This is a genomic window from Bacteroidota bacterium (genome assembly GCA_016706255.1).
Taxonomy (GTDB): Bacteria; Bacteroidota; Bacteroidia; order Chitinophagales; family BACL12; genus UBA7236.
In genome coordinates this window covers 404977-419758 of sequence record JADJJZ010000003.1, presented here as the reverse complement: position 1 = coordinate 419758, position 14782 = coordinate 404977, and the positions used below count along the sequence as shown (strand labels likewise).

Here is a 14782-nt window from a genome sequence, read left to right as displayed (position 1 = left end):
TGCCGTAGAAATATTCCGCGGACCTGACCAGAGGTTGATAATAGTTTGAGCCGGTTTCAATAAATTAAATTATTCCTGTGATGAATTGCTGCTGTTATGCAGATTTTACTATACTCAGTTTCGCAAATTTTAACAATAACTTTTTTTGACCTGCGTTCTGGAAAAATATGGTTGCCATTTTACCATCGTTAGCACCTTCCATTGCCAGAATTTTGCCATACCCGAATTTTTGATGTTCAACGTCCATTCCTGATTGTAACTCTTCCGGAAATGCTGCGACAAAACTATCAGATGGTTTATGGATATATGTGTTAACCGGAACTGTAGGTTTTACTTTTGTAACCGGAGTACCGTTTTCATATTGTTTGTTACTTTTTTCTTCAGTCCAACTTTTTGAATTATAACCTACATATTGCAATAAATTTTGTGGCAGTTCTTCTAAAAAGCGGCTTGGTTCGCAATATTCCAGATTACCATATTTATATCGCGTTGCAGCATGCGTGATGGTGAGTTTTTGTTCAGCTCTGGTAACCGCAACATAAAACAATCGGCGTTCTTCTTCCAAATCTTCACGTGAGGAAACGGATAAGGTGCCCGGAAATAAATTTTCTTCCAGACCTACAACAAATACACTTTTAAATTCCAAACCTTTCGCAGCGTGAATGGTCATGAGTTTTACTGTTTCATCTTCATTACCTTCAGCATCTGCATCGGTAAGTAAAACAACCTGTTGCAAATAATTGCTCAGCGTTTTTTCTTCCTTCAGTTCATCGGTAAACGTTGGCACAAATTCAGGTGAATCAACTTCATCAGGTGTTACAAACTCTTTTATAGAGTTGAGTAGTTCCTGAATATTTTCATAACGGCTTAAACCTTCAACACTTTGGTCGTTGTATAATTCTTTTAATAATCCTGTAGATTTAGCAACATGACTCGCAACTTCATATGCATCTTTTTTATCCAGCATGGTCTGGAAACTTTTGATCATGGTAACAAAGTCGGCGAATAATTTTCTTGTCCCGGAATTAAATTGCAACAAGTCAATATTTTCCGACATGGTCCACAAACTTTTATCATTGTCTGCCGCGTAAACCATTAATTTTTCGATGCTGGTTTTTTCAATTCCGCGTGCTGGATAATTAATTACACGTTTAAATGATTCCTCATCGTGTGGGTTTACTGTTAATTTTAAATAAGCGATTAAATCTTTCACCTCTTTTCGCTGGTAGAAAGAAATACCTCCATATATGCGATAAGGAATATTGAGTTTTCTCAAACCTTCCTCAAATGCGCGGCTTTGAGCGTTGGTGCGATATAATATTGCAAATTCACCGTTCTTAATATGGTCGCGCATACGCTGTTCAAAAATACTGTCTGCTACCATACGACCTTCCTCATTATCGCTCATGGCGCGAATTACCTTTATGGTATCGCCTTCCACATTATCGGTCCATATTTTTTTGGCTAGCTGATTTTGATTTTTTCCGATGATATGATTTGCGGCTTCCACAATAATTTTTGTAGAGCGGTAATTTTGTTCGAGGCGGAATGTTTTTACCTCGGGAAAATCTTTTTCGAAATTTAAAATGTTAGCAATACTTGCACCGCGGAAAGCGTAAATACTTTGCGCATCATCACCAACAACAGCAATATTCTGAAATACATCAGCAATGCGTTTTACGATAGAATATTGTAAAAAGTTAGTATCCTGAAACTCATCAATCATTACATATTTAAAACGATGTTGATATTTATATAATACATCAGGAAAACGTTCGAGCAGTTCATGTGTTTTTAATAATAAATCATCAAAATCCATTGCGCCGCCGCGAAAACAACGTTTCGTATAATTTTTATACACCTCAGCCATTTTCGGGCGACCATTACCTTCGTCTTCACTAATGAGGTCGGTATTTACTGCATAAGCTTCCGGACCGATGAGATTATTTTTACAAAGGGAGATGCGATATAATACATAACCGGGTTTGTATAACTTATCGTTGAGACCCATTTCTTTCACAATTGTTTTGAGCAGATTTTTTGCATCTTCTGTATCATAAATTGTAAAATTGGAAGGGTAACCTAATTTATCGGCTTCGCTGCGTAAAATTCTGGAAAATACGGAGTGGAAAGTGCCCATCCACAAATTGCGTGCTTCGGTACCGTACAATTGTTCGATACGGTTTTTCATTTCTCGCGCTGCTTTATTGGTAAAGGTGAGGGCTAAAATGGAAAACGGATCGATTCCGGTATGCATTAAATAAGCAACCCTGAAGGTAAGCACTCTGGTTTTTCCTGAGCCCGGACCCGCAATAATCATCGTTGGGCCGTAGATATTGGTTACGGCCGCCAATTGGGCTTCATTTAAAGTATCTAATAATTTCACGGTATAAAAATACGGCAAAGCTGCAGGCTTATACAACAAATGGCTGTTGAAATATAAAAAGCAAGTGTTGTTAAATGCTTCCGGCTTTGTTTTAGTGGTTGGAAAAAAATTTAATCTTTTGCGGGTAATGAAAATAAACGCCCAATGAGCATCACCAAAAACAAAACACCCCAAACCGACTCAATAAGCGCCAGGTTTCGGATTATGTGTGTAGGATTCGGATAAGCTGAGCCGGTTCCACTGATGCTGCACAAACTAAAATATAAACTTTCGGAGTATGTCTGATAACCGGGCTCCAGGGCAAATCCAAGTGCAGAATGGTCAATTAATAAAAACACCTCGTAAAAACTCGCCCAGCCCAAAGCAATTAATAAATAAACAGCAACCGAACCCCATAACCTTTCGCTGATATGCAAATTTTCCGCATAAATATCGCGTAGTCCGAGCGCAATAATATAACACTCGATACTACACAATAAAATATGTGTCGCAATTAATAAATTTACTTTAATTGCAGTAACATCAATAAAAGGGTTCAGGGCAATAAATGAAATAATAAAAATACAGGCTATCGCAATTTTAATAAAGGTTTGGGTGCGTTTATCGGGATTTAACAACTGTGCCAGTTGAAATAAAATTATCAGATAAACTGCTTCCGGAATTAACAACACTGAAGACACTAAAGTATGCGGATTCGCGAAATCAAGTTTAACGGTAATATCACCAAGTATGAGCACTAAAAAAATAAGTACAATTTCAATAACCGCCACTTTGCGGTAGTTTTTCGTTTTGAGGCTAAGTGCTCTTGTAAGTTTTTTAACTGCCATAGGTGAAGGTAATTGATGTTCGAAGATAGTAATTTGATGAGCTGATTAGCTGATTAGCTGATGGGGTTATGTGCTGATGTGCTGATGTGCTGATTAACAGCCGAATCTGAGTAAAAAATTCATTCGGAGCGCTGTTGGGGTCAATCAATATTGACCCTAGCTCCGAATTACTTAATTAACTGCTAATTAATCTGCTAAATTGTACTGAGATTTCCATTCGGATAATAAACCCCAATTAGCTAATTTGCTAATCGGCCAAATTGCTAATTAATTTTCACATAACTCTGTAGGAGCGAAAGATTGTTTGAGATGATAAAGAGGATGCATGCACTCTTGCACCGGATTGTAGTGGAAACAAACAAACTAATGTGCTAATATGGTGATGTGCTGATGTGCTGATTAACAGCCGAATTTGGAGTGCGGACTACATTACTGCTAAATTATTTTCATCCAGCGCTCACGTACAACTTGGAAAAATGTTGCTTGATAGGTTTGTTGCAACGAAAAGCCGGTTGGGATTTATATTGTGTGAAAAATTGTGCTGCCCAAAAAATATTTTTCTGAAAAAATGCCCGTAAATTAATAGCGTAAATGTCTCTAACCGCTTAAGTTCGTTTTTGGTTTGGAGATACACCACGATAAGCCTTACTTTTGAATCAAATATCTCTTATGACGCCTAAAGAAATTCTAAAAAAATATTACGGATACGATAATTTCCGTGATCAGCAGGAGGCGATAATTAATCATGTTCTTGCTAAAAAAGATGCTGTTGTTGTTATGCCCACCGGTGGCGGAAAATCGGTTTGTTTTCAAGTGCCTTCGATGATTATGGATGGAATTACGATTGTGGTTTCGCCATTAATTGCATTAATGAAAGACCAGGTGGACGGATTAAATGCCAACGGAATTCCGGCTATTGCATTAAACAGTTCGATGACTGCGGATGCGCAACGTATTGCGATTAACCGAATTAATAATAATGAAATTAAATTGGTGTATGTTGCTCCGGAACGTATATTGAGCGAAGGGGGCCGGTTTTTGGATTATTTGTTATCGCTGCCAATAAATTTATTTGCCATTGATGAAGCACATTGTGTGAGCATGTGGGGTCACGATTTCAGACCGGAATATTTGCAGTTGGCAATTTTAAAAGAAAAATTTCCAAAGGTTCCCATTATTGCATTAACAGCAAGTGCGGATGCCATTACCAGAAAAGATATTGCGGTTAAATTAAATATTTTACAATCGAAAATATTTATTTCGAGTTTTAATCGCGCGAATATTAATTATTTTATTGAGCCGAAAAAGGACGCGTTGAGTTCTATTGTGGAATATATTGAAGCACATCCCAATCAAAGCGGTATTATATATACGTTAAGTCGCAACGGCGCAGAAACACTTTCGCAACAATTAAGTGATGAGGGTTATTTGGTGAGTTATTATCACGCCGGTATGGATGCGCAGTCGCGGGCACGTGTGCAGGAAGATTTTAAAAAGGATAAAATAAATATCATTGTTGCCACCATTGCTTTTGGCATGGGTATCGACAAGCCGGATGTGCGTTTTGTAATACATTATAATCTCCCGAAAAACATTGAAAGTTATTACCAGGAAACCGGTCGCGCGGGTCGTGATGGATTGCCGAGTGATGCCATTTTATATTATTCTTATGGTGATGTGATTAACATGCGCCGTTTTGCTGAATCGGAAAATAAGGAGCAGGCGAAAATCATGTTAAAAAAGCTGGACCAGATGGCCAATTTTTGTAACACGAATAAATGTCGCCGGAAATTGCTGCTGGAATATTTTGATGAAGTTTATTCCGGTGGAAACTGCCAAAGCTGTGATTATTGTTTAAGCAAACGCAACAATTTTGAAGCGACAATTATTGCACAAAAAGCACTGAGCGCTGTGATGCGGACTGAGGAAAAATTTGGCGTGAATTATTTAATTGATTTTTTACGTGGCAGCAAAAGTGAAAAAATATGGGAGAAACACAAACTATATAAAACGTATGGTATTGGTGCGGATATTTCGCGCGATAAATGGGCGATTTATTTTAAGGAATTAATTGAACAGGATTATTTATCGCGGGAGGAAAGAAGTGATTATCCGAAAGTATCGATAACAGAAAAAGGACATCGTGTGTTGCAGGGTAAAGAAGAGGTTTATTTTTCGATTGCTGAAGAACGCAAGGTTACGAAGGAAAAAATCCCGGTTGAATATGATAATATTTTATTTGAGCAATTGCGCTCGCTGAGGACAAAACTTGCTTACAATGAAAACCTTCCACCATATATGGTTTTTGGAGATACTACCCTGCAGGAGCTGGCTTCCTTTTATCCGATGCAATTGGAAGACCTTGAACATATTTCCGGTTTTGGAGAAGTGAAAATTGAAAAATACGGGAAATTATTTTTAGATATCATTGTTCGTTATTGCACATTACATAAGTATTCTACGCGAATGGACCTGATACAAAAAAAGAAAGTAAAAAAACCGGCTGCTCCAAAATCTGCCACACCTGCTGAAACAAAACGGGTGAGTTTATATTTATTTCGTTCAGGGAAATCGATAAAAGAAATTGCTGCAGAAAGGGGATTTAAAGAATCGACAATTGAAACCCATTTGGCAGATTTTATTTTAACCGGAGAAATTCCGATTACACAATTGGTAGAACCTGACAGTATAGCAGAAATAACCAAAGTTGCCAGTCGCGCTACTGAACGAAAATTAGTCCCGATTAAAGAGGCATTGGGTGAAGATTACACTTATGGCGAAATACGCATGGTGATGGCACACATGGAATTTTTGTTGCGGTAATATTTATTATAGTAAAATAAGAAATAAGTAATTCTGGATATGCTTTTATTCCTCTGTATTGTTATGCAATAATTTATTTAATAAATCGATTGCGGCAATAGAGATAACAGTTCCCGGACCGAAAATAAATGAGGTTCCTGCGGAATAAAGGAATTCATAATCCTGTTGCGGAATTACACCACCAACAACAACTAAAATATCACCACGACCTTGTTCTTTCAGTAAATCAATTACCTGAGGAACAAGCGTTTTATGGCCTGCAGCCAGCGATGAAATACCGATAACATGCACATCATTTTCGATAGCCTGTTTCACAGCTTCTGCCGGTGTTAAAAATAATGGAGAAATATCTACATCAAATCCGATATCGGCAAATGCGGAAGCAATAACTTTCGCGCCGCGGTCGTGACCATCTTGTCCGAGTTTAGCAATTAAAATGCGGGGACGTCGTCCTTCTTTTTCAGCAAATGTATCGCTGAGTGCACGTGCTGTGGTAAAACTTTCGTTGTCCATAACTTCTTTTTGATATACACCTGAAACAGATTGAATATTTGCCGTATAACGTCCAAATATTTTTTCCATGGCAAAACTTATTTCGCCTAATGTTGCGCGTTTGCGTGCTGCTTCAACTGCTAATGCTAATAAATTTCCATTACCCTGTTCAGCACATTCGGTAATTTTATTTAAAATTTGTTCTACTTCGTTATTATTTCGTTTGGCTTTTACCTGATTAATTCTATCAATTTGTGCATCACGCACTGCCGAATTATCAACCTCTAATATTTCGAAATTCGACTTTTCGTCTTTTATAAATGCATTAAGACCAACAATAATATCAGTAGCACTGTCTATCCTTCCCTGTTTTTTTGCAGCAGCTTCTTCAATTCGCATTTTCGGAATACCGGCTTCAATTGCTTTTTGCATGCCACCTAATTTTTCTACTTCCTCAATTAATTTCCATGCATCCTCAATAATTTTTTCGGTGAGCGCTTCAACAATATTACTTCCACCCCATGGGTCAACTGTTTTGCAGATATTGGTTTCCTGCTGTAAATATATTTGTGTATTTCTTGCAATGCGTGCAGAAAAATCAGTTGGCAATGCAATGGCTTCGTCGAGACTATTGGTATGTAAACTTTGTGTGCCACCTAATGCTGCTGCCAATGCTTCGATGCAGGTTCTTGCAACATTATTAAATGGTTGCTGTTCCGTTAAACTCCATCCCGATGTTTGGCAATGCGTGCGCAGCATCAACGATTTTGTATTTTGCGGATTAAACTGCAACATTAATTTATACCACAACACACGTGCTGCTCGCAACTTGGCAATTTCCATAAAGTGGTCCATACCAATGCCAAAAAAGAACGATAATCGCGGAGCAAAATCATCTACTTTTAACCCGTTTTCTATTCCTTTTCTTACATATTCAATTCCATCTGCCAATGTATACGCTAATTCAATTTCGGGTGTTGCCCCTGCTTCCTGCATATGGTAACCGGAAATAGAAATGGAATTAAATTTTGGCATTTTTTCAGAACAATATTTAAATATATCTGCCACTATGCGCATACTTGGTGCAGGTGGGTAGATATAAGTATTGCGCACCATAAATTCTTTGAGAATATCATTCTGAATAGTGCCTGCCAATTGCGCAGGTTGCACACCTTGTTCCTCTGCTGCAATAATATAAAATGCCATAATCGGAATAACTGCTCCGTTCATGGTCATACTCACACTCATTTGATCTAATGGAATCTGATCAAATAATATTTTCATATCCTCAACAGTATCAATTGCAACACCTGCCATACCAACATCACCAACTACACGTTCGTTATCAGAATCGTATCCGCGATGTGTTGCCAAATCAAATGCAACAGATAATCCTTTTTGTCCCGCTGCAAGATTTTTCCGGTAAAATGCATTAGATGCTTCCGCTGTTGAAAATCCCGCATATTGTCTGATCGTCCATGGTTGCATTACATACATTGTAGTGTATGGCCCGCGCAAAAACGGTGCAAGTCCCGGTTGTGAATCCATTACATTATTAAATGCCTCAGTCGGCTGAACAATATCGTGATTAATAGAATAATGGATATATGGAATATTTTTAAAATCGCGTTTCATATTTACTATTTTGAATAATGTAAATTATTCGGGTGGTAATTAATTACTTTTTAATTCAACAAATCTGTTCCATGCTGCTTCGCCAATTGATGCAGTTAAACTTTCAATATAAAAACTGCCATTGGCTGCATCGCGGTAACGGTCGATATAACTTTCGTAGCGCAATAAATTTTGAATATTGGTAGCTAATTGCTGTGCAATAATTGGGTCTTCATTTTTTGAAAAAGGTGCAACAATTAGTGCATCGCAGCCACCTAATATTGCGCTCATGGCTGCTGTGGTGGTGCGCAGTAAATTACTATGTTCATCGTTTTCTGTAAATGATGCTGTTGCTGTAACACATTGAATTTCCGGGTTTGGAATAAAATCCATTTCAGGCATGTAAGCTTTCACAAAATTGTTCCACAATATTTTAAATGCGCGCAATTTTGCAATTTCGAAAAAGAAATTGGTGCCAATACCAAAACGGAATGAAACCAATTGCATTAATTCTTCCAAAGGAACATTTCTTTTTTCCATTTGGTCGAAATAATTTGATGTAATTAATAATGTTTGCGCTAATTGTTCAACTGCAGTATCATTTTTTTCAGCAAATGCTGTTGCATCAATTTTTACTAACCGACAATCATGTAAATGTCCGCTCAATCTGAAAAATAAATCTGCTAAATGTGCAAATGCTGTTCCTTTATGTTCAGGTTCTCCATTTTTATTCCAATAACCAATTGGATCAAATTCAATTCCAATTAATAAACGGTCACGCTCTCCTAAATAACCAACTCTGTCGCGCCATTTACTTACAATATCTTCATCATTTAAATCGGCATCAATATTAAATGTAAAATTTGCCGGTGTTGTCAGTTTGATAATTTCATTTACCACATGATCCCAAACGCGATCGGAGGTAACGCTCAGTCGTATATAACTTGCACCTCTTTTTCTTGCTGCGGTAACGAGGGTATTCATATCTGAATCTTCATTTACCAACATCTCTTCAGCAACATTCCAGGTGAGCGTTTGTGTTCCGTTATCCTGAACTGCGTCGGTAAATTCAGGGTCTAAATCCAATAAAAATTCGGACGACTCATCTTTTTCAAATTCGGGTAAGTTATTGCGGGTATACAGTGGTTGTATGGCGATATCTTCGATTTTAGAAACGAGTTTTTCTTCAAACCCCGCACCCTTCAGGTCTTTCTGCACCTGTGCAAGCCATTGGTCTGCCGAAACAGGCGCAATTTCATGAAACAATTCATTCATTGTTCAAAGGTATTAAAACCTGTTTGTTGTAACGTCTTTATATTTGTGAAAAATTATTATGATGCAACTTGAAAATTTAACAACGGAGATAAAAGGCAATATCCTGTATATCACAATAAATCGCCCCAAAAACCTGAATGCGCTGAATATTAAAACTATTGTAGAGTTAGATGAGGTGTTTGAAGAATACATGTATAATGATGATGTGAAGGGTGTAATATTGACCGGTGCGGGAGAAAAATCGTTTGTAGCGGGTGCGGATATTTCTGAGTTTGCTGATTTTACGCCTGCTCAGGGCAAAACAATGAGTGAAAACGGACATGATACTTTCGATAAAATTGAAAATTATACCAAGCCTGTTATAGCCGCTGTAAACGGTTATGCTTTGGGGGGTGGATGTGAACTCGCAATGGCATGTCATTTACGTGTAGCCAGCGAAAACGCGATTTTCGGGCAACCGGAGGTGAATTTGGGTATCATTCCCGGATACGGAGGCACTCAGCGACTTGTTGAACTTATTGGCAAGGGAAAAGCGCTGGAACTGTTGATGACAGGGGATTCCATCAATGCTGCCATGGCAAAAGACCTGGGTTTGGTGAATCATGTGGTAGCGCAGGCCGATTTGATGGCAAAATGTGAGGAAATTTTGAATAAAATAATGAGTAAAGGGCCGGTGGCTGTATCGAAGGTGATTCAGTGTGTGAATGCCCATTACAGAGGTGGTGGGTATGTTGGAGATAGTTATCAGGGGGAGATCACGCAGTTTGGACAATGCATGGAGACTGAGGATTTTGTTGAGGGGACATCGGCGTTTTTGGAGAAGCGGAAGCCGGAGTTTAAGGGGAAGTGAATTTGTAAAGGAACCTGCCACGGCAGGCAGGCGCGGGTTGAACGGATTGAACGGGTTTTGGACGGATTTTTTTGGGGATAATGTAGTAAAAAGGAACGCGGAACCCGACAAGCGGGTCGCTGATTTGGGATGATTTAGGCTGATTTTTTATAGGTTGTAGGGATGGATGCCGCAAGCGGTCGCTGATTTTTTGGATGGTGTGGTTTAAAGGGAACACGGGTTGAACGGATTGGACGGATAGGGGACGGATTTTTTTGGAACCTGCCTACCGGCAGGCGGGTCGCTGATTTGGATGGATTTAAACTGATTTTTTTATTGGTTGTGGGATGGATGCCCGCTAGCGGGACGCTGATTTTTTGGATGGAGTGGGTAGTTTGATATTGATTTTTTGAACAACCAAATTTCATTTTTTTCGATAATGTAAGTAAATCTGATATGTAGGGGCGAATTGCATCCGCCCTTACATATCAGATTTACGTATGGTTGCGACAAATTGCATCCGCCCTTACATATCAGATTTACGTATGTTTATGGATAAATGTTCTATTCCGAAATTGTATTTTGAATAAAAATTTAGCCCGATATTTGTGGGAGTTGGGAGCTATGAAAAAACGAATACACACGGGTTTAATGCTGCTTATGCTATTTGTTTGTGCGGATGTTCATGCACAGGTGAATGCTCAGAAACCTTTTCCTTCGGTAAAAATTGGGAATCAGGAGTGGATGACGGTGAATTGGGATTATAAAACACCAAAAAGTTTTTTCTACAATAACGACTCCACTTTGGATGCAAAATATGGTCGTTTATATTATTTCAGTAATGCTTTAGCTGCGGCCCCTCCGGGATGGCATTTGCCAACTTTGGATGAATGGTACGAATTAATTGACACCCTTGGCGGATTAAGCAAAGCAGGTCTCAAAATGTTTGACACGGCTTATGGCATTAATTTAGTTGCCGGCGGATACAAAAGTGCCAATATTAATGAAGGTGAAATCCTGTTCGGGTTTTTAGATACTTACGCATTTTACTGGACTGCAACTCCCGACGGAGAACAAACTGCTTACGCCGTCCATATCACAAAATCCACCGGCGAATTCGACATCACATCCTTTAGAAGAGCTAACGGATTTAGTGTCAGGTATGTGAAAAATAAGGAATAAGTCATTTTCCGCTAAATATCATCTGTAATCCCGTTCTAAGTCACTATTTTTGCCGTCCTTCTTAGGGTTTAAACCGAAGGAGTTTTTTATATTACATCACACACCAGAAAGTGGTAAAAAGGGAGGCTTATGCCCGAAAAACTGAGAAAAAAAGACGCACTTGATTATCATTCATCCGGCAGACCGGGAAAGATTGAAGTAGTTCCAACCAAATCGACTAAAACACAACGCGACTTGAGTCTGGCTTATTCACCGGGCGTTGCAGAGCCTTGTTTGGAAATTGCTGAGGATATTTCAAATGTATATAAATATACCGCCAAGGGCAATCTGGTTGCGGTAATTACCAACGGAACTGCCGTTTTAGGACTAGGCAATATTGGCCCCGAAGCCAGTAAACCGGTTATGGAAGGTAAAGGCCTGTTGTTTAAAATTTATGCCGATATCGACTCTTTTGATATTGAGTTGAATTGCGATAATGTCGACGATTTTGTAAAAATCGTTAAAGCCATGGAGCCTACATTCGGCGGTATCAATCTCGAAGACATTAAAGCCCCGGAATGTTTCGAAATTGAAAAACGCCTGAAACAAGAGCTCAAAATACCGATTATGCACGACGACCAGCACGGAACGGCAATTATTGCCAGTGCTGCGCTGTTGAATGCAACTGAAATAATCGGTAAAAATTTGGCTGATGTGCGTGTAGTGGTTTCCGGAGCAGGTGCTTCTGCCATTTCATGTGCCAAATTGTTTGTTTCCCTTGGTGTAACAAGAAGTAATATCATGATGCTCGACAGTCAGGGCGTTATTAATAAAACCCGCGAAGGTTTAGATGAATATAAAAGTCAGTTTGTTAACGATACTGAACTAACCACTTTAGCTGAAGCAATGGTTGGTGCTGATGTGTTTGTAGGGCTTTCGAAAGGTAATATCGTTACCCCTGAAATGCTGATGACCATGGCAAAAGACCCTATCGTTTTTGCCCTGGCCAATCCTGACCCTGAAATACCTTATGAATTAGCAGTGGCAACTCGCGAAGATGTAATTGTGGCAACCGGCCGCAGCGACCATCCTAATCAGGTAAACAATGTATTGGGTTTCCCATATATTTTCCGTGGCGCCTTAGATGTTCAGGCTACTGAAATTAACGAAGCCATGAAAGTTGCTGCTGTGCGTGCACTTGCCGGTTTGGCAAAAGAGCCTGTTCCTGAGTTTGTGAATATGGCCTACAGCGAAAAAAATATTCAGTTTGGCAGAACGTACATCATCCCAAAACCGGTTGATCCACGTTTAATATCGCGTGTGGCGCCGGCTGTAGCAAAAGCTGCAATTAAATCGGGTGTTGCTAAAAAGAATATTGCAGATTGGGATGATTATGCAACATCGCTTGAAAACCGCTTAGGACTTGAAGAGCGATTGATAAAAGCAATCACAAGTAAAGCTAAACAAAATCCAAAAAGAGTGGTTTTTGCTGAGGCAGATAATTTCAAAATTTTAAAAGCTGCCCAAATTGTTAAGGAAGAGGGTATTGCTAAACCTATTTTATTAGGACCGGTAGATAAAATCAGAGCCATAATTGAAGAAAATCAGTTAGACCTTCAAAATGTGCCGATTATTGACACCCGCGCCCGCGAACAGGATGAAAAACGTGCCCAATTCGGCGAATTATTTTTTAATAAACGTATGCGCCGGGGTATCAACCTGTATGAAGCCAAAAAAATGATGCGCGATCGCACCTATTACGGCGCCATGATGGTGGAAACCGGTGAAGCTGATGCACTGATTTCAGGATTAACGCGTCAGTACCCTGAAACAATAAAACCTGCACTTCAAATCATCGGAAAAGAAGATGGCACTAACCGTGTAGCCGGTATGCATATCGTTTTAACCCGCGACCAGGGCCCTATATTTTTTGCGGATACAACCGTGAGCTTTACACCTTCAAGTGAAGAGTTGGTTGAAATAGCTGCACTGACTGCAAAAGCAGTTCGTCAGTTTAACATTCAACCCAAAATTGCGATGTTATCCTATTCCAATTTCGGGTCGGTAGAAAATGAGGAGACCATTCGTGTTAGAAACGCCGTTACTATGCTCAAAGAACGTTTTCCGGGTATGATTGTAGACGGTGAAATGCAGGTAAACATTGCCTTCAACAACGAATTGATGAAAGAAAATTATCCGTTTAGTGCGGTTGCCGATAAAAATGTAAATACCCTCGTATTCCCTAACCTGCATGCAGCAAACATTGGCTATCAGCTCATGCATTCGTTAGGCAGATGTGAGGTAATAGGACCAATTTTATTAGGCATGAAACGTTCTGTTCATATTTTACAACTGGGTTCATCAGTAAGGGAAATTGTGAATATGGTTGCCATTGCGGTAACCGATGCACAAGTGAAATCGAAACGGGGTTAATGTGCTAATGTGCTGATGTGCTAATGGAACAACCGGATTGCCAATCGAAGGTCGTGTAGGGGTTAACCCATGTGTTAACCCGACGAACAATGTGTTGATGGGACAGCGGATAGAACACCCGGATTGCCAATCGAAGGTCCTGTAGGGGTTAACCCATGTGTTAACCCTCGTGTTTATCGACAAAATAAAATTTTGTTGTTTGCATTCATGCAACCAACATCGAAAACGTAAAGTAAAAAATTCAAATAAACCGCAGATTGCGCTGCAGTCGCCATTTGCTAATTTGCTAATTAGCTAATTAACCAATTATGATCGCATACTTAAACGGTGAATTTAAAGTAAAAAACCCCGCGTATTTTATAGTGGAGTGCAACGGCGTGGGGTATCAGGTAAACATCAGTTTAAATACCTTTTCTAAGCTTCAAACTTTGGATAAAGGGAAAATACACACATATTTGCATGTTCGTGAGGATGCGCAGATTTTGTACGGGTTTGCAGATGAAAGTGAGAAAAACTTATTTATCAGTTTAATTTCCGTTCAGGGCGTTGGAACCAACACGGCAAGAATGATTTTGTCGAGTATGAGTCCGGGCGATCTGGAAGAAGCAATAAGAACCGAAAATGATGTGCTCATTCAACGCATAAAAGGTGTAGGTCCGAAAACCGCAAAACGGCTTGTAATCGACCTTAAAGACAAGATTGGCAAGGGAACAGGAGCAACGGAAAATTCTTTTGGGTTTGGACACAATACTATGAAAGAAGAAGCGTTAAGTGCTTTGGCGATGCTCGGGTTTACACGTCAACAAGGCGAAAAAGCTATTGGAAGTGCGATGAAACTGAACCCTACACCCGCGAATGTAGAAAGCTTGATTAAATTAGCATTGAAGAACTTGTAAACAAGAGGTTTTGGCAGTATCGAAATTTTTTCCCCAAATTATAATA

The 14782-nt window shown here is 39.3% G+C and carries 9 protein-coding genes; 5 read left to right on the top strand and 4 right to left on the bottom strand.

The features are described 5' to 3' along the window. Nucleotides 1–94: 94 nt before the first annotated feature. Together IPI65_03565 and IPI65_03560 are read right to left on the bottom strand one after the other, a co-directional pair. Nucleotides 95–2386 carry a UvrD-helicase domain-containing protein gene (locus tag IPI65_03565; protein MBK7440622.1) on the bottom strand — a complete coding sequence of 764 codons (2292 nt, stop codon included), beginning with the start codon at nucleotides 2384–2386 and terminating at the stop codon, nucleotides 95–97. Between the two features lie 110 nt (nucleotides 2387–2496). Then, complete coding sequence (locus IPI65_03560; GenBank protein MBK7440621.1) at nucleotides 2497–3213, bottom strand: hypothetical protein; 717 nt, start codon at nucleotides 3211–3213, stop codon at nucleotides 2497–2499. Nucleotides 3214–3882: 669 nt separating this feature from the next. On the opposite strand from IPI65_03560, the gene recQ reads away from it, so the two are divergent. Continuing rightward, nucleotides 3883–6036 carry a DNA helicase RecQ gene (recQ, locus tag IPI65_03555; protein ID MBK7440620.1) on the top strand — a complete coding sequence of 718 codons (2154 nt, stop codon included), beginning with the start codon at nucleotides 3883–3885 and terminating at the stop codon, nucleotides 6034–6036. A 45-nt stretch (nucleotides 6037–6081) separates the two neighbouring features. Here recQ and scpA read toward each other — a convergent pair whose 3' ends face one another. Both scpA and IPI65_03545 read right to left on the bottom strand, forming a co-directional pair. After that, nucleotides 6082–8163, bottom strand: a complete 2082-nt coding sequence (scpA, locus tag IPI65_03550; protein ID MBK7440619.1) for a methylmalonyl-CoA mutase — start codon at nucleotides 8161–8163, stop codon at nucleotides 6082–6084. 39 nt (nucleotides 8164–8202) lie between these two features. Beyond that, a complete protein-coding gene (locus tag IPI65_03545; GenBank protein ID MBK7440618.1) occupies nucleotides 8203–9417 on the bottom strand; it encodes a hypothetical protein in 1215 nt (404 codons plus the stop codon). 58 nt (nucleotides 9418–9475) lie between these two features. Here IPI65_03545 and IPI65_03540 point away from each other — a divergent pair, with 58 nt between their 5' ends. From IPI65_03540 to ruvA, 4 genes are all read left to right on the top strand, one after another. Beyond that, entirely contained in the window at nucleotides 9476–10267 is a 792-nt protein-coding gene (locus tag IPI65_03540; protein MBK7440617.1) for an enoyl-CoA hydratase/isomerase family protein, read from the top strand. Nucleotides 10268–10870: 603 nt separating this feature from the next. Next, complete coding sequence (locus IPI65_03535; protein ID MBK7440616.1) at nucleotides 10871–11428, top strand: hypothetical protein; 558 nt, start codon at nucleotides 10871–10873, stop codon at nucleotides 11426–11428. A gap of 129 nt (nucleotides 11429–11557) precedes the next feature. Next, nucleotides 11558–13840 carry an NADP-dependent malic enzyme gene (locus IPI65_03530; protein ID MBK7440615.1) on the top strand — a complete coding sequence of 761 codons (2283 nt, stop codon included), beginning with the start codon at nucleotides 11558–11560 and terminating at the stop codon, nucleotides 13838–13840. 308 nt (nucleotides 13841–14148) lie between these two features. Further along, complete coding sequence (gene ruvA / locus IPI65_03525; GenBank protein ID MBK7440614.1) at nucleotides 14149–14736, top strand: Holliday junction branch migration protein RuvA; 588 nt, start codon at nucleotides 14149–14151, stop codon at nucleotides 14734–14736. Nucleotides 14737–14782 lie beyond the last annotated feature (46 nt).